Here is a 23,288-nt window from a genome sequence, read left to right on the forward strand (position 1 = left end):
CGGATCAGGCGCGCGCCAGCAGCCGCGCCGCCTCGACGGCCCAGTACGTGAGCACCGTGCCGGCGCCGGCGCGGCGGATGGCGGTGAGCGTCTCGAGGATGGCTCGCTCGCGGTCCACCCAGCCGTTGGCGGCGGCCGCCTCGACCATCGCGTACTCGCCGCTCACCTGGTAGGCCGCGACCGGCACGTGCACCGCGTCGGCAACCCGCGCGACGATGTCGAGGTAGGGCAGCGCCGGCTTGACCATCACCGCGTCCGCGCCCTCGGCGATGTCCTGGGCCACCTCGCGCAGCGCCTCGTCGGCGTTGGGCGGGTCCATCTGGTAGGTCGACCGGTCGCCGAACTGCGGGGCACCCTCGGCGGCCTCGCGGAACGGGCCGTAGAAGCCCGAGGCGTACTTGGCGGCGTAGGCCAGGATCGGCGTCTCGGTGTGTGCGGCGCCGTCCAGGGCGCGACGGATCGCGGCGACTTGGCCGTCCATCATCCCGCTGGGCGCGATCAGGTGGGCCCCGGCCTGGGCCTGGGCGACGGCGACCGCGGCGTAGCGGTCCAGCGTCGGGTCGTTGTCGACGAGACCGGCCGGCGTGACGACGCCGCAGTGCCCGTGGTCGGTGTACTCGCACAGGCACAGGTCGGCCATGAGCACCAGCTCGTCGCCGAGGTCGGCCCGCAACTGCTGCAGGGCGACGTTGACGATCCCGTCGGCCGCGTCGGCCTGTGACCCGATCGCGTCCTTCTCGCCCGGGATGCCGAACAGCATCAGCCCGCCGATACCGGCCTCGGCCGCCTCGTGCGCGGCCTTCCGCAGCGAGTCCAGGGTGTGCTGGACGACGCCGGGCATCGCCGAGATCGGAACTGGGGCGTCGATCCCCTGCTTGACGAACACCGGCAGCACGAAGTCCGCCGGCGCCAGGCGCGTCTGCGCCGTCAGCCGCCGCAGCGCGGGCGTCGACCGGAGCCGACGCCCGCGGGCGAACCCGGTCACTTGCCCTCGCCTTCCTCCTCGGCGCGCCGGGCCGCGGCGAACTCGGCCAGCGCGTCGACGAGCGGGGCGACCGCGGCCGTCTCCGGCTGCACGTCCACGCGGAGACCGAACTCCTGGGCGCTGGCCGCCGTGGCGGGACCGATCACCGCGACGACGGTCTTGGCGTGCGGCTTGCCGGCGATGCCGACCAGGTTGCGCACGGTGCTCGACGAGGTGAAGCACACCGCGTCGAAGCCGCCGCCCTTGATCGCCTCGCGCACCGAGGCCGCCGGCGGGGCCGCGCGGACGGTCCGGTAGGCGGTGACGTCGTCGATCTCCCACCCGCGTTCGACCAGGCCCGCGGCCAGGGTCTCGGTGGCGATGTCGGCGCGGGGCAGCAGCACCCGGTTGATCGGGTCGAGGACGTCGTCGTACTCCGGGAAGTCGGCGAGCAGGCCCTGGCTGGACTGCTCGCCGGTCGGCACGAGCTCCGGCACGATGCCGAAGTCGCGCACCGCCTGCGCAGTCTGCTCACCGACGCAAGCGACCTTGACGCCGGCGAACGCGCGGGCGTCGAGGCCCAGCTCCGCGAACTTCTCGCGCACGGCCTTCACGGCGTTGACCGAGGTGAACACGATCCACCCGTACCGGCCGGTGACCAGGCCCTTGATCGCCCGGTCCATCTGGGCGGGGCTGCGGGGCGGCTCCACGGCGATGGTCGGCACCTCGACCGGCACCGCGCCGTAGGCCCGCAGCCGGTCGCTCATCTCACCGGCCTGGTCCTTGGTGCGGGGCACCAGCACCCGCCAGCCGAACAGCGGCCGGCTCTCCCACCAGGACAGCTTGGCGCGCTTGTCGACGGCGGCACCGACGGTGACGACGACCGGCCCGGTCAGCGCGTCCAGCCCGGCGGTCTTCTCGGCGACGGCGGAGAGCTTCGCGGTGACGCTCTTCTGCGCCGTCCCCGAGCCGCCGGTGGTGACGACCACCGGGGTGCTGCCCCCGAGCCCGGCCTCGACGAGGCCGACGGCGGCGTCGGGCAGGTCCTCGGCGGTGGCCTGCAGGACCAGCGTGCCGCCGGTCGAGGTCACGGCGGCCGCCAGCGCGGTGAGGTCGGCGCCGCCGCGCAGGTCGGCGGTGATCGCCGTCCCGCCGAGGGCCACCCCTGCGAAGGCCGGCACCGCGGTGGCGGTGGCGACGCCCGGCACGACGTCGAACGGCACGGAGGTGCGGCCGACGGCGAGCACCTCCTTGACCGCGGCGTCGGAGGTGTACGGGTCGCCGGCGACCAGCCGGACGACGACCGTGCCGCTCTTGGCCGCCGTGACGGCGGCCTTGGCCACCTCGGCGGGCTCACCGGTGGCGGGGGTGAGCTCGAGCTCCGCGTGCTGGCCGCGCACCTCGTCCTGCACGGCCGCGGAGACGTCGGGGTCGACGATCACCAGGCCGGCCTGGGCCAGCGCGGCCTGCGCGCGGGCGGTGAGCATGCCGGGGTCGCCGGGGCCGGCGCCGACGAAGACGACCTTGCCGGCGGAACCGTTGGTCGCGCGGTTGCGCGTCATCGCGTGCTCCTGTTTCTGGCCCTGATGAGGGCTCGATTTGCGGGGGTCTGGGGGGCGGTCACTGGGGGACCACCATGAGCTCGGCCGCGCCGCGGTCGAGCAGGTCTGCGGCCAACGCGCGCCCGAGGGCGGAGGCGTCGGTCAGGGGGCCGGTGACGGAGCCGCGCACGGAGTCGCCGCCGTCCAGCGCCGTCACCGACGCGCGCAGGAACAGTTCCGGGCCGGTCTCGCCCTCGGCGACCTCGGCGTAGGCCGCCACCGGGGCGCTGCAGCCGGCCTCGAGGGCGGCGAGCACGCTGCGCTCGGCGACGACGCAGGACCGGGTGACCGGGTGCTCGAGCCGCCCGAGCAGCTCGCGGGTGCGGGAGTCGCTGGTGCGGCACTCGACGGCGAGCGCGCCCTGCGCGGGCGCGGGCAGCACCTGCAGCGGGTCGAGGGTCTCGGTGACCGCGGCCAGCCGGTCCAGGCGCGCGAGCCCGGCCCGGGCGAGGACGACGGCGTCGAGGTCGCCCTCGGCGACCCGTGCCATGCGGGTGTCGACGTTGCCGCGGATCGGCACGATCTCCAGCCCGAGGCCGAGCGCGCGCAGCTGGGCGGCCCGGCGGGGTGCGCCGGTGCCGACGGTGGACCCGGCGGGCAGCTCGCCGAGGGTGAGCCCGTCGCGGGCGACGAGCACGTCCCGCGGGTCCTCGCGGGCCGGGACGGCGGCCAGGATCAGGCCCGGCGCCGGGGCGGTCGGCAGGTCCTTGTAGCTGTGCACGGCCAGGTCGACCTCGCCGGCCAGCAGCGCCTCGCGCAGCGCCGCCACGAAGACCCCGGTGCCCCCGAGCTGCTGGATCGCGGCCGAGGAGCGGTCGCCCTCCGTGGAGATGAGCACGAGCTCGACGCTCGCCCCGGTGGCCGCGGTGATGGCGTCGGCGACCAGCTGCGACTGGGTGGTGGCCAGGGCGCTGGCGCGGGTGCCGAGCCGCAGGGTGGAGGTGACGAGGGCGGTCACGAGGCCTCACCGGCCCGCTGGTCGGGGTCGACGGTGACGGCCTCGGCGAGGGCGCCGTCGGCCGGCTCGGCGTCGATGCCCAGGCCGAACAGGGCCCGCAGCGCACCGGCGTAGTCGGTGCCGCCCGGGTCGGCGGCCAGCTCCTTCACGCGCACGGTGGGCTCGTGCAGCAGCTTGTCGACGACGCGGCGCACGGTACGGGCGATCTCGGCGCGGTGCCGGGCGTCGAGTTCGGGCAGCCGCGAGGACAGCCGGAGCAGTTCGGCGTCGACGACCTCGGCGGCCTGGCTGCGCAGGGCCGACACCGTCGGCGCGACCTCTGCGGCCTGGCGCTCGGCGCGCAGCAGCGCCGTCTCGGCCTCGATCAGCGCGTGCGCCGCGACGACGTCGTCGGCGGCGACCGGGCCGCCCTCGTGCTCGCCCTGCAGCAGAGCGAGGTCGACGACGTGCACCCCGGGCAGACCGGCCACGCCGGGATCGACGTCGCGGGGCAGGGCGAGGTCGACGACGACCAGCGGCCGCCCGTCGCGGTCGTCCATCGCGCCGACGACGACGTCGGTGCCGATCACGGTCCCGGTGGCGCCGGTGCAGGTCAGCAGCACGTCGGCGGCGGCCAGCTCGGTGGGCAGCGCGGTCAGCTCGGCGGCGCGCCCGCCGACGCTCGTGGCCAGCCGCTGCGCGTGCTCCTCGGTCCGGCTGCTGACGACGACGTCGGCGCCGCGGCGGCCGAGCGTGGTGGCGGCCAGGGCGCCCATGGAGCCCGCACCGACGACGAGCACCCGCCGTCCGGCGAGCCCGCCGATCCGCGCCTCCGCACGGTCGAGCGCGACCGACACCAGGGAGGCGCCGGCCCGGTCGATGCCGGTCTCGGAGTGCACCCGCTTGCCCACGCGCAAGGCGCGCTGGGCGACCGAGTGCAGGGCCCGGCCGACGGTGCCCTCCTCGCGGGCCAGCGCGTAGGCCGCCCGGAGCTGGCCGAGCACCTGCGTCTCGCCGACCACCATCGAGTCCAGCCCCGCGGCGACGGTGAACAGGTGCGTGACCGCCTGCTCCTCGTAGTGGACGGTCACGTAGGGCGAGAGCTCCTCGACCGAGGCACCGGCCTGCCGGGCCAGGACCCGGCTGACGTCGGTGACGCCGCCGTGGAACTTCTCGACCTCGGCGAAGACCTCGATGCGGTTGCACGTGGCCAGGACGAGGGCCTCGCTGACGTGGTCGCTCTCGACGAGCTCGTGCAGGGCCTTGGCGCGGTCGTCGGGGCCCATCGCGAACTGCTCCAGCAGCGCGACCGGGGCGGTCCGGTGGCTGATGCCCACTGCCAGGAGGCTCACGAGACCTCCTCCACGAGCCGCTGCTGGCCCAGGAACGCCAGCACCTGCAGCTCGACGGACAGGTCGACCTTGCGCACGTCGACGCCGGGCGGCGCCGCGAGGGTCACCGGCGCGAAGTTGAGGATGCTGCGGACGCCGGCCGCGGCGAGCCGGTCGCAGATCGACTGCGCCACCTCGGCGGGGGTGGTGATCACGCCGATGGAGGCGCGGGTCGCGGCCACGACGTCCTCGAGGTCGGCGAGGGGGCGCACGGTGAGGCCGCCGATGTGCTGGCCCACGCGGGCGGGGGCGGCGTCGAACAGGCCGACGAACTCGAACCCCCGCGTGCCGAAGCCGGCGTAGTCGGCCAGGGCGGAGCCCAGGTTGCCGATGCCGACCAGCACGCAGGCCCGGGACCGCTCGACGCCGAGGACGCGGGCGATCCGGTCGCGCAGCGTCCGCACCTCGTAGCCGACGCCGCGGACGCCGCACGGGCCGAGGTGGGAGAGGTCCTTGCGCAGCCCGGCCGGGTTCACTCCGGCGGCCTCGGCCAGCTCCCCCGAGGCGACGGTGCCCCGGCCCCCGTCGGCCAGCGTCGTGAGCACCCGGAGGTACACGGCCAGGCGTGCGACGGTGGCCTCCGGGATGGTCCGGGGCCGCGGCTGGATCACGGGCTCTCCACAGCGGTCGCACCCGTCTCCCCGGCAGGACCGGAGGCAGGCGCTGACATATCGGGAATACGGGGACGGTGGCGGGGGGCGGGACGCCCTCGCCCGCCACGGTAACCGCTTGTGAACGCCGGAACAAAGTCGCCGACGCCCCGCAGAGCCCCGGAAAGCCGGGCTGACCGGCCCGGATGCCTCCCGCTGTGGTGGACGCCACCCTAACCGGGCCCGGGCCGTCCCCCGGGAGGGGGGCCCGACGCGGCACCTATCCCCCGAGGTCCCGCCGCAGCCGGTCCACGTCGACGGTGAAGTAGGAGTGCTCGCGGCCGTCGAGCAGCACCACCGGGACGCGGTCGCCGTACTCGGCCTGCAGGTCGGGATCGGAGTCGACGTCGATCGACCGGGGCGCCTCGCCGAACTCGGCGGCGATGCGGTCCAGGGTCTCCGCCGCGACCTCGCACAGGTGGCAGCCGACGCGGGTCATCAGCTGCAACCGGGGGGCGGGCTCAGACACCGTCGTCCCCGGTGCGGCCGTCGTCCCCGGTGAGGTTGTCCCCGGTGAGACCCAGCTCGCGGAGCCGGGCACGGCTGACCTTGCCGGTCAGCGAGTGCGGCAGGTTCGGCAGGAAGTTCACCGACGTCGGCACCTTGTAGCGGGCCAGCGACGCCGCCGCATGCGCCTGCAGTTCCTCGAAGGTCAGCTTCTCCCCCGGCACCAGGACGACGACCGCCCGCACCGCGGACCCGGTGCGCGGGTCGGGGACGCCGATCACGGCGCTCTCGGCGACGGCGGGGTGGCTGTCGAGGACCCGCTCCACCTCGGCGGGGTAGACGTTGAACCCGCTGACCAGGACGAGGTCGCTGCGGCGGTCGACGAGGTGCAGGTCGCCGTCGGCGTCGCGGTAGGCGAGATCGCCGGTGCCCAGCCAGCCCTCCGCGTCGGGCCCGTCGGCGCCGTCGGGCCAGTAGCCGGAGAAGACGTTGGCACCGCGGATCCAGATCTCGCCCGGCCCCTCGAGGTTCTCGTCGTCGCCGGCCTGCCGCTCCGGGTCCGCCTCGGTGGCGGCGGTGTCGCGCAGCTCGAGGTCGACGCCCGGCAGCGGACCGCCGATGCAGTTGGGCTTGGCCCGCCCGGTGGCCAGGGTGCTGGCGACGACCGGGGCGGCCTCGGTGAGCCCGTAGCCCTCCCACACGGTCACCGCGGCGCGGTCGCGCATCGCCGTCCAGACCTCCTCCGGCAGCGGCGCCGCACCCGAGGAGGCCATGCGCATCGCGGCGAAGGCGCGGCGCAGCCCGGCGTCGGGGTGGGTGGGGTCGTCGCGGTTACCAGCGTCCGCGGCGGCCAGCCACGCCTGGTACATCGGCGGCGCACCGGGGACGGCGGTGACGTGCTCCGCCTCCATGACCGCCAGCGTCTGCCGCGGGTCGAAGGTCTCCATGAGGACGGCGCACGCGCCCGTGGCCGCGACCAGCCCGAACCCGGCGTTGAGGCCGTACACGTGGAAGAGCGGGAGCACGAGCAGGACCCGGTCGTCCTCCCGCACCACCGGTGGGGACAGCTTCAGGCACTGCTCCTGGTTGGCCCGCAGGGCGGCGTGGGTCAGCATCGCGCCCCGCGGTCGCCCGGTCGTGCCGCTGGTGTAGCAGAGGAAGGCGACCGACGCGGGGTCCTCGGCCGGCTCCGGCGGCGGTCCGTCGGAGGTCGGCGGCCCGGCGCAGACCGGGACGCCGGCCACCGGTGCGCGCTCGGCCGCCGCCACCAGCAGGCCGGCGCCGGAGTCGGTGAGCACGTACTCGAGCTCGGGATCGGTGTAGGCGGTGTTCACCGGGACGACGACGAGCCCGGCGCGCAACGCTCCGACGGCCGCCCGCACCCAGTCCACCCCGTTGGGCAGCTGCACGGCCACGCGGCTGCCGGGCTCGAGGCCGCGTGCGGCGTAGCCCGCGGCGGCGCGGTCGACCAGTTCGTCCAGCTCGGCCCAGCTCAGCCGCCGCTCCCCGGCGACCACCGCGGGCGCGTCCGGGCGGCGCCGGGCGGCCGAGCGCACCAGCGCGGCCAGCGACATGCCTGCCTCGGACACTCGACATCTCCTGTCGTTCGCTGCGGCTGCACACGCCCGAACGGGTGCGTCCGGACGTGCTGATCTGCGTCCCGCGTGGACGGGCTGGGGCGATGTTGTCACCATGGGAGGAGCCCCGCAGCCTGCGCGGCCGTCGCCCGGCGGCCGCGCCGGGGAGGAAACGGTCCAGGCACGGCGGGCCGACGAGGAGGTCGAACGCCCGCATGGCCCACCCGCTGGACGCCGAGCGGTCGACCGCCGGGTCGCCGCCGCGCCCGCCGGAAGCCCGGCCGAACCCGCGTCCCCGTCCGTCGCCGCGGCCGCGCCCGACACCCGACGGGCATCTCCTGCCGGACGGGCGGCCCCGCCCGACCCCGGTCCCCCGGGCGAGCACCGAGGCGCTCGCGGTGCCCGAGGACGGGACCGAGCCGAACATCGTCGCCGACGTGCCGGAGCCGTCGGACGTCGTCGACCTCGCCGAGGCCGGGCTCTCCGACGTCGTCCCTCCGGCGACCGGGCCCGATGTCTGGGGCATGGTCCGCCGCGCGCAGGACGGCGACGCCGAGGCCTTCGGGGAGCTCTACGACCACTACGTGACGCTGGTCCACCGCTACGCCTACAACCGGGTGGGCGACCGGGCGACCGCCGAGGACGTCACCAGCGAGACGTTTGTGCGCGCGCTGCGTCGCATCGACTCGCTGTCCTTCCAGGGGCGCGACGTCGGCGCGTGGCTGGTCACGATCGCGCGCAACATCATCCGCGACCAGGTGAAGAGCAGCCGGTACCGCCTGGAGGTCACGACCGCCGACATGCGCGACGCCGACCGGGCCACCGACGGCCCCGAGGACGCGGTGGTGGCGCACCTGACCAACAAGCAGCTGCTGGAGTGCGTGCAGCAGCTCGGGAGCGAGCAGCAGGAGTGCATCGTGCTGCGCTTCCTGCACGGCCTGTCGGTGTCGGAGACCGCCGAGATCATGGGCAAGAAGGACGGCGCCATCAAGGCGCTCCAGCACCGCGCCGTGCGCCGTCTCGCCGGTCTGCTCCCGGACGGTCTGAGATGAGCGAAAAGGCCTTCGTCGGGGGCGTAACCGAATATCGTCGCCCCTCGTTGGAACGTGTGCAGCGGGGTGCGCCGAGCATGAGCCACCCCGTGTTCACGGGGACCGGAGGCAGGACATGAGCGTGACGGACCGCTCGGGCACGGCCCGAGAAGATCTGGTCGTCGCGCGCCTGCACGCGCTGGCGTCGGACCTCGACGGCGAACCCGATCCCGCGTGGCAGTCGAAGACCCGCGCCCGGCTGGTCGCGATGGCCGCCGTCCGATCGCCCGCCCCGGCGCCGGTGTCGCCGTGGAAGCGGCTGGTCACCCGCGCCGAGGACGCCGCCCCGTCACGCTGGCGCGGCCGGCTGACCGCCGGTCTGGCCGGAGCCGCCATGGGCGTGACCGCCCTGGCGACCCTGGTGGCGGTCTCCACCGACGCCGGCCCGGGCGATGCCCTGTACGGACTGAAGCGCGGCACCGAGCAGACCCAGCTCGCGCTGGCCGGTGACGGGCGCGGGCAGACGCTGCTCGAGTTCGCCCGCACCCGCCTGCACGAGCTCGAGGACCTCACCGCGTCGGGCACCTCGGCACTGCCGGCCGCCGGAGGGTCGTCGTCCGAGGGCACCGTCGTCCTGGCGGCCGGGGGCGACCCGACACTGGTGCTCGAGACCCTCGCGACGATGGACGACCAGACCGCCGAGGGCGCCTCCTGGCTGGCCGACCGCGCGGTCGAGACCGGCGACGACGCCCCGCTGGACCTGCTGGCCGCCTGGACCGCCGAGCAGGCCGACGGATTGGCCGGGCTGAGGGGCGCCGTGCCGGAGTCCACCGTCGACGAGCTCGACGCGTCCCTCGCGCTGCTCGAGGACATCGACATCCGGACCGTCGCGCTGACCGACGTCCTCGGCTGCGCGGCGGGACCGCCGATCGAGAGCACCGACGCCATCGGCCCCGTGCCCGGCCTCTGCGTGGACCAGCCGTCGACCCCGCCGGCCGCCGGTGGCAGCGACGGCCCCACGCCCGCCCCGGGCTCCGACTCCGGAGGCACGACGGCCGCGACCCCGACCACGCCGGCCGTTCCCGGTGGCACCGACGCAGGCGGCGGCTCGACCGGCTCCGACCCGGGTGGCCTGCCCACCGCCGAGGTGCCGAGCGGTCAGACCCCGACGATCCCGCTCCCGACGACGCTGCCGACCACGCTGCCGACGACTCTGCCGAGCCTGCCCGGCGCGTCGACGAGCAGCCCGGCCACGTCCTCCCCGCAGCCCACCCTCGAGCTCTGCCTCGGGCCGATCGTGCTCGGCGACTGCACCGACTGACCACCGACCGACCACCCCAGAGACCCCGCCGGGTCCCGGCTAGGGTCAGGTCCGGGTTCCACCGGACCGAGCACACAGGGGGAGGTCGCCGTGCCGCGTCTGCCGTTCAGCGGCCGCCGCTCCGCACGCTCCGAGATCGACGAGGAGACCCGCGCCCACGTCGCCGGCGCGGCGTCGGCCGCCGCGGCCGAGGTCGAGGGACCACCGACCGCCGAGCCGGACCCGACCGGGGCCGCGTTCTTCGACGTCGACAACACGATGATGATGGGCGCGTCGCTGTTCTGGTTCGCCCGCGGGCTGGCCGCCCGCAAGTACTTCACCACCCGCGACATGGCCGGGTTCGTCTGGCAGCAGGCCAAGTTCCGCATCGCCGGCAACGAGGGCAGCGCCGACGACGTGCACGCCATCCGGGAGAACGCGCTGGCGTTCGTCGCCGGCCGGCCGGTCTCCGAGATCGTCGAGGCCAGCGAGGAGATCTACGACGAGCTGATGGCCGACCGCATCTGGGGCGGCACGCGCTCGCTCGCGCAGAAGCACCTCGACGCCGGTCAGCGGGTGTGGCTGGTGACGGCGACCCCGGTCGAGCTGGCGTCGATCATCGCCCACCGGCTGGGCCTCACCGGTGCGCTCGGCACGGTGGCCGAGGTGGTCGACGGCAAGTACACCGGCCGCCTGGTCGGGGAGATGATGCACGGCCCGGCCAAGGCCGAGGCGGTCATGGCCCTCGCGGAGCGCGAGGGGCTCGACCTGTCCCGGTGCACCGCGTACAGCGACTCGGCCAACGACCTGCCGATGCTCTCCCTCACCGGCACCGCCGTCGCGGTCAACCCTGACACCGAGCTGCGGGCGATCGCGCGGAGCCGGGGCTGGCAGATCCGCGACTTCCGCACGGGCCGCAAGGCGGCGAAGTACGGCCTGCCCGCGGTCGGTGCCGCAGCGCTGTCCGGCGCGGCCGTGGGCGGCGCGATCGCCCTGAGGAGACGCGAGAAGTTCCCCTGGTGAGCCTTCAGACGTGACCAGGGGTCGGCCGGCCCGGCCACGCGCAGCAGTGTGCGCAGATCGGCACATCGGGCCGGGAAAGCTGCCGATCAGCGCACAGACTCGACCGGTCCACCCAATCGTGCGCGGAAGTCGTGGTCGTGGGCATTGACCGGATCGTCCGCCGCGTCGGCCACGAAGAACGCCACGAAGGTGCTCGAGGGCGATGCCCCGTCGCGCAGCTCGCGCCACGACCAGAGATTCGGATGTTCCCAGTGGACCGCCGCCTCCGCGGGGGCCAACCGTCTGATGGCCTCGTCCAGGTCAGCGTCGCCCAGCGGGAAGGTCGCCGTCCGCGACGTGTAACCGCACACCGACGCCAGGACGGCGCCCGGGAGACGGTGGATGTGGCCGACGTCGTTCACCGCACCGAAGGTGAGCCTCTCCCCGTCGAGCCGGGCCAGTCCGTACGCCGCGGGATGGACGTAGCCGGCGATGCCGGCGGCGAAACGCAGCCGCGCGGCCGTGAGCTCCTCATCGGTGCACCAGGCCTCGGTGGAGGCGCTCACCCGAAGACGCTCTTGCGCTGCAGGAGCAGCTGGTAGAGCGAGTGCTGGATGGTCTCGCGCACCTGGTCGGTGAGGTTGAAGACCAGCATCGGGTCCTCGGCCGCGGCCGGACCGTAGGACGCCGTCTCGATGGGCTCGCCGAACGCGATCAGCCACTTCGAGGGCAGCGGCACCAGCCCGAGCGGGCCGAGCAGCGGGAACGTCGGCGTGATCGGGAAGTAGGGCAGCCCCATCAGCCGGGCCGCGGTCTTCGCGTTCCCGATCATCGGGAAGATCTCCTCGGCGCCGACGATCGCGCACGGGATGATCGGGACCCCGGTGCGCAGCGCCGCGGTGACGAAACCGCCCCGACCGAACCGCTGCAGGGTGTACCGCTCGCGGAACGGCTTGCCGATCCCCTTGAACCCCTCGGGGAAGACGCCGACGAGCTCGCCCTCGGTCAGCAGCCGCTCGGCGTCCTCGTTGCACGCCAGCGTCGAGCCCATCTTGCGCGACATCGACCCGATGAACGGCAGCTCGAAGACCAGGTCGGCGCCCAGCAGCCGGAGCCGGCGCTCGGCCGGGTGCTGGTCGTGCAGCGCGACGGTGGTCATCATCGCGTCGACCGGCACGGTGCCGGAGTGGTTGGCGACGACGAGCGCCCCACCCTCGGACGGCACGTTCTCCATGCCCTGGCTCTCCACCCGGAACCAGCGGTTGAACAGCGGCCGCAGCAGCGGGAGGAGCACGTGGTCGGTCAGGTCGGGGTCGAAGCCGAACTCGTCGGTCTCGTACTCGCCGGTCAGCCGGCGCCGCAGGAACTCCAGACCGCCGGCGAGCTGGTCCTCCCAGCCGGTCGCTGCGGCCGGCTGGACGTAGGGCTCGTCGTCGTCGGGGCGTAGCGGGATCACCCGGGCCTCAGGCATCGCGCACCGCCCGCAGACCGGGCGACGGCGGCGTCGGATGCAGCCGCTCCCCCACCGCCGTGGCGGTGTCACCGACCCGCGCCAGCGCGGAACGGAGCTGCGACGCCGTCGACTCGACGAGCCGGGGCGAGACCACCGGCTCGAGCGTGCGCGCGTAGTCCTCGAGCGCGGCGGTCGTCGTGTAGCGCGGCGTGTAGCCGAACTCCGTGCGCAGCACGGTCGTGTCGACGACGCGGCCGAAGTTCAGGAAGCGCATCTGCTCGGGCGAGTAGTCGACGAAGCCGAACCGCCGGGAGAACCGGCCGATGGAGCCCAGGGCCGGACTGGGGATGGGCAGCTGGACCCGGCCCAGCCGCCGGATCGCCTGCGAGAGCAGCAGGGTGCCCTCGCCGCCGACGTTGACCGTGCCCACGAAGGGGCCGGTCGTCGCGCGGGCGAGCACGGCCAGGGCGTCGTCCTCGTGCAGCAGCTGGACGCGTGCGTCGTAGCCCAGCGCCGTGGGGACCACGGGCATCCGGAAGAACCCGGTGAGCAACGAGTCGATCCGCGGGCCGATGAAGTTGGTGAACCGCAGCAGGGCCACCTCGACCTCGGGACGCCGCCGCGCGAACGCCCGCACGTAGCCCTCGATGTCGAGACTGTCCTTGGCGAAGCCGCCCGACGGGACCCGGCGTGCCTGCATCTTCTCGGTGAAGACCGCAGGGTCGCGCGAGGAGGCGCCGTAGACGGCGCTCGTGGACTTCAGCACGAACCGGCGCACCGACGGCGCCCGCTGGCAGGCCGCGAGCAGCTGCATCGTGCCGATGACGTTGAGCTCCTTCATCGGCGCCCGCCCGCCGGAGCCGGCGGGGGTGGAGCTGATGTTCATGTGCACGACCGTGTCGACCGACGCCGCGGCGATGACCTTGCCGATCAGCGGGTTGCGGATGTCGGCGCGCACGAACTCGGTGCGGCCGAGCCGACGCAGCATCGTCGGTGACGGAGGCACGGTGTCGACCCCGATGACCCGGCCGATGGCCGGATCGGCTGCGAGCTCGGCCGCCAGCGCACCACCGAGCCACCGACTCACACCGGTGACCAGGACGACGGCGGGCGGCACGAGCGTCAGCTCACTTCTTGTTGCGTCGCTGAACGCGCGTCTTCTTCAGCAGCTTGCGGTGCTTCTTCTTCGCCATCCGCTTGCGCCGCTTCTTGATGACCGAACCCACGTGGTGCTCCCGACGTCGTGACGAAATGGATCAGCTCGAACCGTGATCCACAGGCGCAGCCCGCGAATCATCCGGCGACCGAGCGTACCGGCCGCCCCGCGGCGCCGTTGCCGCGGGCGAACCGGGAACGTCGGGGAGATCTCAGGCGATGTCGGTGTAGGCGTCGCGGAGGTAGTCCTGCACGGCGCGCTCCGGCACGCGGAACGAACGGCCGACGCGGACGGCGGAGAGCTCGCCGGCGTGGACCAGGCGGTACACGGTCATCTTCGAGACGCGCATCATCGCGGCGACCTCGGCGACGGTCAGGAAGGTGACGGCGGCGCGGGGGGCCGGGACGCTCGGGCGGCCGACGGGCATCGCGGCCGGGTGGGCGGCGGGCACCGGGCGGGCCATCGTGGCGGCCATGGGGCGACCGATCGGCCGCGGGCCGGGCACGCCCGGACGGGCGAGGGCGGGGGCGGCTGAGCGCTGGGGCATGGTCATGTCTTCGTCTCCGGACCTAGCTCGTGTCGTGGCGCCGGCTTCCCCACCGGCAACTGAACACGCACGTGCTGCAACAGAGCGTAAGGGGACACATGGGACAGGAGCGATGGATGAATCGAACAGGCGGACCGGTCCGTCCTGGGCAGATGTGCATATATGTCGCCCCGTCGACATGTGGTTCGGCGCGTCATTGCGACACGAGCACCATCAATCACGCTGAGTCGACATTTCCTCGTCCGTGACGCGCTAGGGTCAGCGGCTCTCGTCGCTCCGGCGCCCCAGCTCCACCGATCGGGCGTGCGCTGCCTCGATCGCGGCCATCAGCGCGGCGCGCACCCCGTGCTTCTCCAGCTCCCGGATCGCGGCGATCGTCGTCCCACCGGGGCTGGAGACCGCTTCCCGCAGCTGCACCGGGTGCTCGCCGGAGTCCCGCATCATCACCGCGGCGCCCAGGGCGGTCTGCACGATGAGGTCGAAGGCCAGCGTGCGGGGCAGGCCGAGCAGGATGCCGGCGTCGACCATCGCCTCGACCAGGTAGAAGAAATACGCCGGCCCGCTGCCCGACAGCGCCGTGACGGCGTCCTGCTGCGACTCCGGCACCCGGCGCACCTTGCCCACGGCGGCCAGCAGCGCCTCGGCCTCGTCGAGGTCGGCCTCGCCCGCGTGCGCGCCGGCCGACAGCACGCTCATGCCCTCGTCGACCAGCGCGGGAGTGTTCGGCATCACCCGCACGACCGGCACCCCGGCGGGCAGCGCGGCCTCGAGGCGCGCCGTCGGCACCCCGGCGGCCACCGAGACGACGAGGTGCCCCTCGTCGACGTGCTCGGCCAGCCGTTCCAGCAGCGCGTCGATGTCCTGCGGCTTGACCGCCAGCAGCAGCACGCGTGCCCGCACCGCGGCCTCGCCGAGGTCGACGGCGGGCACCCGGTAGCGCTCGGCCAGCTCCGCGGCGCGCGCCGCGCTGCGCTCGCAGACCAGGATGCCGTCGGGGCCGCCCCGCCGGATCAGGCCCGAGAGGAGGGCCTCGCCGATCTTCCCGCCCCCGATGATGGCCAGGCCGCGGCGAGCCGGGGCGCTCACGCCAGCCCGGCCAGGGAACGCGCGAGGACGGCGGGAGCGCCGGGGCCCGAGGGCACGGCGACCCGGACGGTGAGACCGGCGGCGACCAACCGGTGCTGCTCGGCGGTGCGGACCCCGTAGGGCATGACGTGCTCCCAGCTGTCGGGCGTGCGGCCGTTCCAGGCCGCGCGCTCACCGGCGATGGCGATCAGACGGAGGTCGGAGGTGGCGACGGCGGGTCGTCCACCCGCGGCCATGAGGACGTTCAGGCAGCGCACGAACGCCAGGTCGGCGTCGGCACCCCGGCCGGAGGTCAGCCGGACGTGCCCCGACGCGAGGGCGCGGCACCGGGACTCGGCGCCGGGCTCCCCCGCCCGGACGACGACGCCCGCACCGGGCAGGTCGTCGGCGAGCGCGTCGACGTCCGCAGGCGTCCCGTCCAGGACGACGGCGAGACCGGCCCGGCCGATCTCCCCCGCGGCCGTGCGGCCCACGCGGTCGACCGGCACGGTCAGCTCGCAGGAGTCGGCCAGCCCGGCGGTGCGCACCCGCGAGGCCAGCGTGACGAGTTCGGCCGCGACGTCGTCCCCGCGGCCGGGCACGTGCTCGAGCGCGACCCGCCGTCCGTCCGCGACGAGCTCGCCGGCGACGCGGACCGCGTCGTCGAGGCGGGCGCCGGCCACGAAGCGGCCAACCCCCAGACGGCGGAGCAGCGAACGGCGAACGAGCACGTCGGAAACCGTAGTGCGCCCGCGTGTGCCCCGTCCGGGCCCGGGGTAGCCGGGCCTGCATGGCAGGAGAACTGAGCGGGATGCGAGTGGCGGTCCTCGCCACGGACGGCGTGGAGCAGGTCGAGCTCGACCAGCCCTGGCAGACGCTGGTGGAGGCGGGCGCGGAGCCGGAGCTGGTCTCGCAGGAGAGCGGCACCATCACCGCCTACGACCACATCGACAAGGCCGACACGAAGAAGGTCGACGTCGCCCTCGCCGCGGCCGATCCGGAGGCGTACGGCGGGCTGGTCCTGCCCGGCGGCGTCATCAACGGTGACTTCCTGCGCGCTGACGCCGATGCCGTCGCGTTCGTGAAGGCGTTCATCGACGCCGGCAAGCCCGTGGCGGCGATCTGTCACGCGCCGTGGGTGCTGGCCGAGGCCGACGTCGTCCGCGGACGGCGCATGACCTCGTGGCCGTCGCTGCAGACCGACCTCCGCAACGCGGGGGCGCAGTGGGTGGACGAGGAGGTCGTCGTCGACGGCAACCTGATCACCAGCCGCAAGCCCGACGACCTCGACGCCTTCGGCGCGGCGATCGTGGAGCGGTTCGCGACGGGTTAGGAACCGGCTAGGAACCGGCAGCCAGGAGCCCGGCGGCCGGGGCGATCGTCAGCAACGTCCCGGCGAAGACCAGCAGCGCCAGCAACCGCGGTCCCATGGCGTCACGGCCCTGCCGCTGCCGCCACATGCTGACACCGGCGACCAGACCGGCCACGGACAACGGCGCCAGGAACACCGCGAGGTGCGGCACCTGCTCCCAGAGCAGGGTGGCCGCGAAGTAGACGCCGACGCCCGCGGCCAGCGCGATGAGCAGCTCACCGGCGAAGCGCAGCCAGGCCATGGCGCTCTCGCGCGGGGTCGCCTCGAGGTCGGCGTCGTCGAAGTCCTCGGGCCGGACGACCGGGATGGGCCCGGTGGAAGGGTGCGAGTCGGCCTCGGGTGCCCGGGGCGGCGCCGAGGAGCCGGGCATCGAGGCGCGGGGAGCCAGCCGGTCGCGTCCGGACGACACCCGGCCGGTGGACCGTCGCTCGCGCAGCGGGGCGTCGGAGAGCGACCCCGACAGGAGCGGCCCGGACGGGATGGGGCCGGACGGGATCGGGCCGGAGGGATGCGGGACGCCGGGCTTGCGGTCGGGCCGGAGGCCAGGGATCGCCGCGGTGGAGGGTTCGGGCGCCGCCCGCCGGCTCTGCCGGCGATCGCCCACGGCCTCGCGGGCCATCGACTCCCGCGCTTTCGCTTCCCGGGCCATCGCGTCCCGGGCCATCGCTTCCCGGGCCATGGGCTCGCGGGCCATGGGCTCGCGGGCCATGGGCTCCCGGCCGGACGACTTCCGGCCACCTGACTCGGCGGCAGCCTGCTGTTCGACGCGGTCGGCGAAGTCGCTCTTGCGCCGCCCGAAGCCGCCGGTGTTGGAGCGGTCGGCGGCAGCCTCGGCGCGCCGCTGCCGGATCGCGGTCTCGTCAGGGTCGTCCCAGCTGCGCCTGCGGTTGGCGCGGTTGGCCCGCTCGATGCCGGCCTCGCGGAGGATCTCGGCGAGCGAGCGGCCACCCGTGTCCGGGTTCCAGTCGTCGGCCATCACACCCCTCCCATCGAGTCCAGCCTGCGCAGGATGACACCCTCCCGCAGCGCCCACGGACAGATCCGCACGAACGGTACGTCCAGGGCGCGCATTGCTGCGGCAGCGACAACCGCTCCAGCGGGAACCTGGTGCGCACGCGCCGGCGACACGCCCTGCAACTCGGCCAGCGCGCCCGACTCGATCCGGGACACGAAGCCGAGCAACTGCTCGAGCGACTCCATGCGGAGCCTCCGCGGCACCCGCAGCCCGGCGGAGTACGGCGCGGCCCCGGTCAGCCGGGCCAGCGTGCGGAACGTCTTGCTGGTGGCAGCCACCAGGTCGGGCCGCCCGGCCGAACGCAGCTTGTCCGCCGCCGGCCCCAGCAGGTCGCTCGCGTACCGATCGAGCTCCCCGAGCGCAGCCAGATCCGGCCGACCGCCCTCGCGGGCGGCGGGCAGGAACCGGCGGGTCATGCGCCCGGCGCCCAGCGGCAGGGAGAGCGCGACGTCGGGGTCCTCGTCGATGCCGCTGGCCAGTTCCAGCGAGCCGCCGCCGATGTCGAGGACCAGCAGCTGGCCGGCACTCCAGCCGAACCAGCGGCGCACGGCGAGGAAGGTCAGCCGGGCCTCGTCCTCACCGGTGAGGACCTGCAGCTCGACGCCGGTCGCCTCGCGGACCCGGGCGAGCACGGCCAGACCGTTCCGCGCCTCCCGGATCGCCGAGGTCACCAGCGCCATGAACTCGTCGCAGCCCAGGCTCGTGGCGCGCTCGCGAGCGGCCTGGACCGCCTTCGTCAGGGCCTTCTCGCCCTCCCGCGAGAGCAGGTCGTCGTCGCCGACGTGCTCGGCGAGACGCAGGACGAACCGCTCGTCGTGCATCGGCGTCGGGTGGGCACCCCGGTGGGCGTCGACCACCAGCAGGTGGACGGTGTTCGATCCGACGTCCAGCACTCCGAGCCGCATGGGCCCAGTCTGCCTGGGTCCTTCTCTAGGCTGGCCACGTGGCGACCGATCCCCCCGACGAGGTCGCGCTCGACTTCGCGCGCGAGTGGGTGGAGTTCGTCGATCCGGCCGACCCCGGGCACGTCGTCCGCGGCGACCTCACCTGGCTGGCCTCGGCATGGACGTGCATCTTCGGCCGCGGGTGCGCCGGCGTGGTCGAGGGCCGGCCCGACGACGGGTGCTGCAGCCACGGCGCCTTCTTCACCGACGACGACGACCTCTCCCGCGTGACCGGCGCCGTCGCACAGCTCACCGACGAGGACTGGCAGCTCGCGCCGGTCGGCCGCGCGGCGTGGACGGAGCAGGACGGGGACGACGCCGACGGCGTGCGCGCGCAGCGCACCCGCGTCGTCGACAGTGCCTGCGTGTTCCTGAACCGGCCCGGGTTCCCGGGCGGCAGCGGCTGCGCGCTGCACCGGATGGCGGTGCGCACCGGCGTCCACCCGCTGACGACGAAGCCCGACGTGTGCTGGCAGTTGCCCGTGCGCCGCGAGCAGGAGCACGTCGAGCGCCCCGACGGCACGACGGTGCTCGTCACGAGCATCGGCGAGTTCGACCGGCGCGGCTGGGGCGCCGGGGGGCACGACCTGCACTGGTGGTGCACCGGCTCCCCGGTCGCGCACGTCAGCCCGGAGCCGCTCGTGCTGACCTATGGCCCGGAACTCGTGGCCCTGCTCGGCCGGCCCGCCTACGACGAGCTACGCCGGCTGACCGAGCTCCGTCTCGACCAGGGGCTGATTGCTCCCCACCCCGCCAGCCCCGATGTGCATCCCGCCAGCCCGGTACCCGTCGAGCTGCACCGGCGCCGCCCCGGGGCCTGACCGGGCCCCGGCGCGGAACGTCTGGCGATAGGCCCGTGGTGACACCCCGCGGCGCCGGGTGAACTGGTCGCGCAGGCCCGCCGCCGTGCCGAAGCCGACCAGCCGGGCGATCTCCTCCACGGGCGCGTCGCTCTCCTCGAGCAGCGCCTCGGCGGCGGCCAGCCGCTGGGCGAGCAGCCAGGCGTGCGGCGTCGTCCCGGTGGTGGCCTTGAACCGGCGGGCGAAGCTGCGCGGGCTCATCAGGGCGCGGCGGGCCAGGCCGTCGACGCTGATGTCGTCGGCCAGGTGGGCCGAGGCCCACTCCAGGACGGCGCCCAGCAGATCGTCCTCGCAGGCGGGGACCGGGGCGTCGATGAACTGGGCCTGGCCGCCGTCGCGGTGCGGTGGGACGACCATCTCGCGGGCCAGTGCGTTGGCCGCGGCGGCACCCCACTCGCGGCGCACGAGGTGGAGGAGGGCATCGATCCCGGCCGCCGTCCCCGCGCCGGTGATGACCTGCCCGTTGTCGACGTAGAGCACCGACGGGTCGACGTGGACGGCCGGGAACCGGGCCGCGAGCTCGCCCGCGTACTTCCAGTGCGTCGTCACCCGCTGGCCGTCGAGCAGTCCGGCCTCGGCGACGACGAACGCGCCGGTGCACTGGCTGACGATGATCGCCCCGCGCGCGTACGCCTCCCGGAACGCGTCCAGCAGCACCGGCGAGGGCACCCGGTCGAACAGCTCCCACGCGGTGATCAGGACGATGTCGGACCGGGCCAGCCGCTCCAGGCCGTGCTCGACGGTGATCGGGATGCCGGTGTCGGTGCGGAGCACCCCTGGCGCCTCGCTGACCAGCGCGAAGTCGAAGCGCGGCAGACCCATGTGGCGGCGGTCGTAACCGAACACCTCGGCGCTCACGCCGAGCCCGAACGATCCGACGAGCCCGTCGGCGACGACCACGCTCACGACCAGCGGGCGGTCCTTCTCTGCCATACGGACACTATGGCAGAAAACATGCGATAGCGGTCACTTCTGCCACTCGTCAGTGCGGGCGACCGGGAGCACGCTTCTCCCATGTTGCTGATCACCTGCCCCGTGACGAGGACCGACGAGCTGGTCGCCGACCACCGCATCCGAGCGGTCACCAACCACCCGACCCACATCGCGATGCACGTCGAGTGCCCCGCGTGCGGAGGCGTGCACGTCTACCGGACGGGCCGCCGCTGGGAGACCCGCCGGGAGACCCGCGAGCTCGTCCCCGCCTGAGAAAGGACCCCGTCCCCCTCACCACTCGCACGCTCGTGGCGAGCCTCTGGACGGGGCCTCAAGCCTCCAGCTTGTAGCCGAGTCCCCGCACCGTCAGCAGGTACTTCGGGTTGGCCGGGTCGGGCTCGAGCTTGGCCCGCAACCGCTTGACGTGGACGTCGAGGGTCTTGGTGTCCCCGACGTAGTCCGAGCCCCACACCCGGTCGATGAGCTGGCCGCGCGTGAGCACCCGGCCGGCGTTGCGGAGCAGGAACTCGAGCAGGTCGAACTCCTTCAGCGGGAGGGCCACGAGCTCCCCGTCGACCGACACGACGTGCCGTTCGACGTCCATCCGGACCGGGCCGGCCTCCAGCACCCCCTCGGCGGGGGTCTCGCCGGCCTCGCCGCGCCGGCGCAGCACGGCGCGGATCCGGGCCACCAGCTCCCGGGCGGAGTACGGCTTGGTGACGTAGTCGTCGGCGCCGAGCTCCAGGCCCACGACCTTGTCGATCTCGGAGTCCTTCGCCGTCAGCATGATGATCGGCACCGCGCTCCGCGAACGCAGCGCGCGGCAGACCTCCGTGCCCGACAGGCCGGGGAGCATCAGGTCGAGCAGCACGATGTCGGCACCGCCGCGGTCGAACTCGGCCAGGGCGTCCGGGCCGGTGCCCGCCACGACCGCGTCGAAGCCCTCCCGCCGCAGCATGTAGGACAGCGCGTCGGAGAAGGACTCCTCGTCCTCCACCACGAGCACCCGGGTCATGAGGATCCCTTCGAAGCGTCGACAGGAGCAGTGCTGGGCAGGGGGGTCGCGGCGTCCAGCGGGATCCGCAGCGTGAAGGTGGACCCGAGGCCCTCCTCGCTCCACACGCTCACCGATCCACCGTGGTTGTTCGCCACGTGCTTGACGATCGCCAGCCCCAGGCCGGTGCCGCCGGTGCTGCTGGCCCGGGACTGGTCGACCCGGTAGAAGCGCTCGAACACCCGCAGCCGGTCCTTGCGCGGGATGCCGATGCCGCTGTCGGTGACCGTGATCTCGGCGAAGCCGGAGCGGGCGCGCGCGGCCACCGCGATGCGGTTCTCCCCCGCGCTGTAGGCGACGGCGTTGGCGAGCAGGTTGGTGACGGCGGTGGCCAGCTGGCTCTCCACCCCGCGCACGACCAGGCCGGTCTCGCCGCCGACGACGATCTCCAGCTGCTTGGCCAGCGCCGCGGTGCGGGTGCGGTCGACGGCCTCGGCGAGGACGGTGTCGACGTCGACCGGCGCGAACTCGGGCAGCGGCTCGCCGCCCTGCAGCCGGGACAGGTCGATCAGCTCGCGGACCAGCCGGGCGAGGCGGTCGGCCTCGTGCGCGATCCGGCCGGCGAAGCGCTGCACCGCCTCCGGGTCGTCGGCGGCCCCCTCGATCGCCTCGGCCAGCAGCGCGAGGGCGCCGACGGGGGTCTTCAGCTCGTGGCCCACGTTGGCCACGAAGTCGCGGCGGACGGCCTCCACGCGGCGGGTCTCGGTGACGTCGATCAGCACCAGGGCGACCGGCGCCGGTGGCGGGGTGGTGCCGCTGGCGAGCCGGACCCCGTGCACGCCGAGCAGGCGCGGACCGGTGCCGGCCAGGTCGCCGGGCAGGCGGACGTCGGCCCGCCGGCTCCCGCGGGCACGCACCTGGTGGGAGATGTCGACCAGCTCGGGGACCAGCAGCCGGCTGCCGCGCACGATGCCCAGGGCGCGGGCGGCCGGGTTGGCCAGCAGCACCGCGTCGTCGACGTCCAGGAACACCACGGCCGGGTCCATGAGGTCCAGCAGGCGCCGGGCCAGGGCCGCCTCGGGCAGCACCAGCACCTCGGGCGGTGTGGCCGGCGCGTCGGGGTCGCTGCGGTAGCGGAGGATGACCGTGGCGGCCACCACCGCTCCCAGGACGAGGCCGACCACGAGGGCGACCGAAGGACTCACGCCTCGATGCTAGGTCGGTCGCAGGCTCGGGCTGCTGCGCTCGACACCCGTTCGTGGCCCATCCGGGTCAGTGTTCACCTGGCTGTGGGCGCCCGTTCACCGCCTCGCCAGGGGAACCGGACGGCACCGGCCTAATCTGGCTGGCGGACGGGGCAGCACCGGGCGCCCACGACGAGGAGGACGACCCATGCGGGAGAGCTACCGCGAGGAACTGGACGACATCCGCACCTGCCTGGTCGAGATGGCCAACGCGGTGGGTTCGCAGATGAGCACGGCCACGACCGCGCTGCTCGACGCCGATGTCGCCCTCGCCGACCTGGTCATCGCCGGCGACGAGCAGATCGACGCCACCCGGGAGAGCATCGACCAGCGGTGCTTCACGCTGCTGGCCCGCCAGCAGCCGGTGGCCACCGACCTGCGGACGATCGTCACCGCCACCCGCATCGCCAGCGACCTCGAGCGCATGGGCGACCTCGCCGAGCACATCGCCAAGGTCGCGCGGATGCGCTTCCCGGACCACGCCGTCCCCCAGGAGGTCCGCCCGGCGTTCCTCGAGGCCGGGCACGTGGCCGAGCTGCTGGTGACGAAGGCCGGCACCGTCGTCGCCAAGCGCGACATCGAGGCGGCGCGCGAGCTCGAGACCGACGACGACGCCATGGACCGGCTGCACCGCGGCCTGTTCCGCCAGGTGCTCTCCGAGGACTGGCCCTACGGCGTCGAGGCCGCGATCGACATCACCCTGCTCGGCCGGTACTACGAGCGGTTCGCCGACCACGCGGTCAGCGTCGCGCGCCGGGTCGTCTACCTGGTGACCGGCGAGCGGTACGAGGCCACCACCAGCTGA

25 protein-coding genes and 1 pseudogene are annotated in these 23,288 nt (G+C 74.3%); 7 read left to right on the forward strand and 19 right to left on the reverse strand.

Annotated features, from left to right (window positions below; genetic code table 11):
• Window positions 1–4 precede the first annotated feature (4 nt).
• The 7 genes from hemB to ABD644_RS02040 all read right to left on the reverse strand — a co-directional run bounded on the left by hemB (window position 5) and on the right by ABD644_RS02040 (window position 7,579).
• Window positions 5–985, reverse strand: coding sequence for a porphobilinogen synthase (hemB, locus tag ABD644_RS02010; RefSeq protein WP_344686816.1), 981 nt, complete (start codon window positions 983–985; stop codon window positions 5–7).
• Window positions 982–2,526 carry a bifunctional uroporphyrinogen-III C-methyltransferase/uroporphyrinogen-III synthase gene (locus ABD644_RS02015; protein WP_344686817.1) on the reverse strand — a complete coding sequence of 515 codons (1,545 nt, stop codon included), beginning with the start codon at window positions 2,524–2,526 and terminating at the stop codon, window positions 982–984. The genes hemB and ABD644_RS02015 overlap by 4 nt, the downstream gene beginning before the upstream one ends.
• A 58-nt stretch (window positions 2,527–2,584) precedes the next feature.
• Complete coding sequence (gene hemC, locus ABD644_RS02020) at window positions 2,585–3,523, reverse strand: hydroxymethylbilane synthase (protein WP_344686818.1); 939 nt, start codon at window positions 3,521–3,523, stop codon at window positions 2,585–2,587.
• A complete protein-coding gene (locus ABD644_RS02025; protein WP_344686819.1) occupies window positions 3,520–4,854 on the reverse strand; it encodes a glutamyl-tRNA reductase in 1,335 nt (444 codons plus the stop codon). The genes hemC and ABD644_RS02025 overlap by 4 nt, the downstream gene beginning before the upstream one ends.
• Window positions 4,851–5,504: a redox-sensing transcriptional repressor Rex gene (locus ABD644_RS02030; RefSeq protein ID WP_344686820.1), complete on the reverse strand. Its 654-nt coding sequence runs from the start codon at window positions 5,502–5,504 to the stop codon at window positions 4,851–4,853. The genes ABD644_RS02025 and ABD644_RS02030 overlap by 4 nt, the downstream gene beginning before the upstream one ends.
• Window positions 5,505–5,763: 259 nt before the next feature.
• Complete coding sequence (locus ABD644_RS02035) at window positions 5,764–6,012, reverse strand: glutaredoxin family protein (RefSeq protein ID WP_344686821.1); 249 nt, start codon at window positions 6,010–6,012, stop codon at window positions 5,764–5,766.
• Window positions 6,005–7,579 carry an AMP-binding protein gene (locus ABD644_RS02040; protein WP_344686822.1) on the reverse strand — a complete coding sequence of 525 codons (1,575 nt, stop codon included), beginning with the start codon at window positions 7,577–7,579 and terminating at the stop codon, window positions 6,005–6,007. Before ABD644_RS02040 ends, ABD644_RS02035 begins: the two co-directional genes overlap by 8 nt.
• A gap of 203 nt (window positions 7,580–7,782) precedes the next feature.
• Between ABD644_RS02040 and ABD644_RS02045 the strand changes: the two genes are divergently transcribed.
• The 3 genes from ABD644_RS02045 (at window position 7,783) to ABD644_RS02055 (ending at window position 10,921) form a co-directional block, all read left to right on the forward strand.
• Window positions 7,783–8,619: a sigma-70 family RNA polymerase sigma factor gene (locus tag ABD644_RS02045; RefSeq protein WP_344686823.1), complete on the forward strand. Its 837-nt coding sequence runs from the start codon at window positions 7,783–7,785 to the stop codon at window positions 8,617–8,619.
• A 115-nt stretch (window positions 8,620–8,734) separates the two neighbouring features.
• Window positions 8,735–9,919, forward strand: coding sequence for a DUF5667 domain-containing protein (locus tag ABD644_RS02050; RefSeq protein WP_344686824.1), 1,185 nt, complete (start codon window positions 8,735–8,737; stop codon window positions 9,917–9,919).
• 90 nt (window positions 9,920–10,009) lie between these two features.
• Window positions 10,010–10,921 (forward strand): HAD family hydrolase, encoded by a 912-nt coding sequence (locus tag ABD644_RS02055; protein WP_344686825.1) that lies wholly within the window; start codon window positions 10,010–10,012, stop codon window positions 10,919–10,921.
• 86 nt (window positions 10,922–11,007) lie between these two features.
• On the opposite strand, the gene ABD644_RS02060 is transcribed toward ABD644_RS02055, so the two are convergent.
• The 7 genes from ABD644_RS02060 to ABD644_RS02090 all read right to left on the reverse strand — a co-directional run bounded on the left by ABD644_RS02060 (window position 11,008) and on the right by ABD644_RS02090 (window position 15,852).
• Window positions 11,008–11,466, reverse strand: a complete 459-nt coding sequence (locus ABD644_RS02060; protein WP_344686826.1) for a hypothetical protein — start codon at window positions 11,464–11,466, stop codon at window positions 11,008–11,010.
• The gene (locus ABD644_RS02065) at window positions 11,463–12,371 is read right to left on the reverse strand and encodes a lysophospholipid acyltransferase family protein (protein WP_344686827.1); all 909 of its coding nucleotides are present in this window, start codon (window positions 12,369–12,371) and stop codon (window positions 11,463–11,465) included. The genes ABD644_RS02060 and ABD644_RS02065 overlap by 4 nt, the downstream gene beginning before the upstream one ends.
• Window positions 12,364–13,470 carry an NAD-dependent epimerase/dehydratase family protein gene (locus ABD644_RS02070; protein WP_344686828.1) on the reverse strand — a complete coding sequence of 369 codons (1,107 nt, stop codon included), beginning with the start codon at window positions 13,468–13,470 and terminating at the stop codon, window positions 12,364–12,366. Before ABD644_RS02070 ends, ABD644_RS02065 begins: the two co-directional genes overlap by 8 nt.
• Before the next feature lie 10 nt (window positions 13,471–13,480).
• Window positions 13,481–13,579, reverse strand: a complete 99-nt coding sequence (locus ABD644_RS02075) for a 30S ribosomal protein bS22 (protein WP_012854759.1) — start codon at window positions 13,577–13,579, stop codon at window positions 13,481–13,483.
• A gap of 141 nt (window positions 13,580–13,720) precedes the next feature.
• On the reverse strand, window positions 13,721–14,056 hold the full coding sequence (locus ABD644_RS02080; RefSeq protein WP_344686829.1) for a helix-turn-helix domain-containing protein: 336 nt from the start codon (window positions 14,054–14,056) through the stop codon (window positions 13,721–13,723).
• Window positions 14,057–14,314: 258 nt separating this feature from the next.
• Window positions 14,315–15,142 carry a pyrroline-5-carboxylate reductase gene (gene proC, locus ABD644_RS02085; protein WP_344686830.1) on the reverse strand — a complete coding sequence of 276 codons (828 nt, stop codon included), beginning with the start codon at window positions 15,140–15,142 and terminating at the stop codon, window positions 14,315–14,317.
• Window positions 15,139–15,852: a hypothetical protein gene (locus ABD644_RS02090; RefSeq protein ID WP_344686831.1), complete on the reverse strand. Its 714-nt coding sequence runs from the start codon at window positions 15,850–15,852 to the stop codon at window positions 15,139–15,141. Before ABD644_RS02090 ends, proC begins: the two co-directional genes overlap by 4 nt.
• Window positions 15,853–15,911: 59 nt before the next feature.
• Between ABD644_RS02090 and ABD644_RS02095 the strand changes: the two genes are divergently transcribed.
• Window positions 15,912–16,454 carry a type 1 glutamine amidotransferase domain-containing protein gene (locus ABD644_RS02095; RefSeq protein ID WP_344686832.1) on the forward strand — a complete coding sequence of 181 codons (543 nt, stop codon included), beginning with the start codon at window positions 15,912–15,914 and terminating at the stop codon, window positions 16,452–16,454.
• Between the two features lie 7 nt (window positions 16,455–16,461).
• Here ABD644_RS02095 and ABD644_RS02100 read toward each other — a convergent pair whose 3' ends face one another.
• Together ABD644_RS02100 and ABD644_RS02105 are read right to left on the reverse strand one after the other, a co-directional pair.
• Window positions 16,462–17,469 (reverse strand): hypothetical protein, encoded by a 1,008-nt coding sequence (locus tag ABD644_RS02100; RefSeq protein WP_344686834.1) that lies wholly within the window; start codon window positions 17,467–17,469, stop codon window positions 16,462–16,464.
• Window positions 17,469–18,413: a Ppx/GppA family phosphatase gene (locus ABD644_RS02105; RefSeq protein WP_344686835.1), complete on the reverse strand. Its 945-nt coding sequence runs from the start codon at window positions 18,411–18,413 to the stop codon at window positions 17,469–17,471. The genes ABD644_RS02100 and ABD644_RS02105 overlap by 1 nt, the downstream gene beginning before the upstream one ends.
• A gap of 191 nt (window positions 18,414–18,604) precedes the next feature.
• Here ABD644_RS02105 and ABD644_RS22780 point away from each other — a divergent pair.
• Window positions 18,605–19,105, forward strand: a pseudogene (locus ABD644_RS22780) (DUF3109 family protein); the annotation flags it as partial.
• A gap of 45 nt (window positions 19,106–19,150) precedes the next feature.
• Here the strand turns inward: ABD644_RS22780 and ABD644_RS02115 are convergent.
• Window positions 19,151–20,245, reverse strand: coding sequence for a helix-turn-helix domain-containing protein (locus ABD644_RS02115; protein ID WP_425547361.1), 1,095 nt, complete (start codon window positions 20,243–20,245; stop codon window positions 19,151–19,153).
• Between the two features lie 81 nt (window positions 20,246–20,326).
• Between ABD644_RS02115 and ABD644_RS02120 the strand changes: the two genes are divergently transcribed.
• Window positions 20,327–20,518, forward strand: a complete 192-nt coding sequence (locus tag ABD644_RS02120) for a hypothetical protein (protein ID WP_344686837.1) — start codon at window positions 20,327–20,329, stop codon at window positions 20,516–20,518.
• Window positions 20,519–20,576: 58 nt separating this feature from the next.
• Here the strand turns inward: ABD644_RS02120 and ABD644_RS02125 are convergent, their stop codons facing one another.
• Together ABD644_RS02125 and ABD644_RS02130 are read right to left on the reverse strand one after the other, a co-directional pair.
• A complete protein-coding gene (locus ABD644_RS02125) occupies window positions 20,577–21,260 on the reverse strand; it encodes a winged helix-turn-helix domain-containing protein (RefSeq protein WP_344686838.1) in 684 nt (227 codons plus the stop codon).
• Window positions 21,257–22,444, reverse strand: coding sequence for a sensor histidine kinase (locus ABD644_RS02130; RefSeq protein ID WP_344686839.1), 1,188 nt, complete (start codon window positions 22,442–22,444; stop codon window positions 21,257–21,259). Before ABD644_RS02130 ends, ABD644_RS02125 begins: the two co-directional genes overlap by 4 nt.
• Before the next feature lie 187 nt (window positions 22,445–22,631).
• Here ABD644_RS02130 and phoU point away from each other — a divergent pair, with 187 nt between their 5' ends.
• Complete coding sequence (gene phoU, locus ABD644_RS02135) at window positions 22,632–23,288, forward strand: phosphate signaling complex protein PhoU (protein ID WP_344686840.1); 657 nt, start codon at window positions 22,632–22,634, stop codon at window positions 23,286–23,288.

Origin of the sequence: Blastococcus jejuensis (assembly GCF_039534705.1) — a bacterium.
Classification (GTDB): Bacteria; Actinomycetota; Actinomycetes; order Mycobacteriales; family Geodermatophilaceae; genus Blastococcus_B; species Blastococcus_B jejuensis.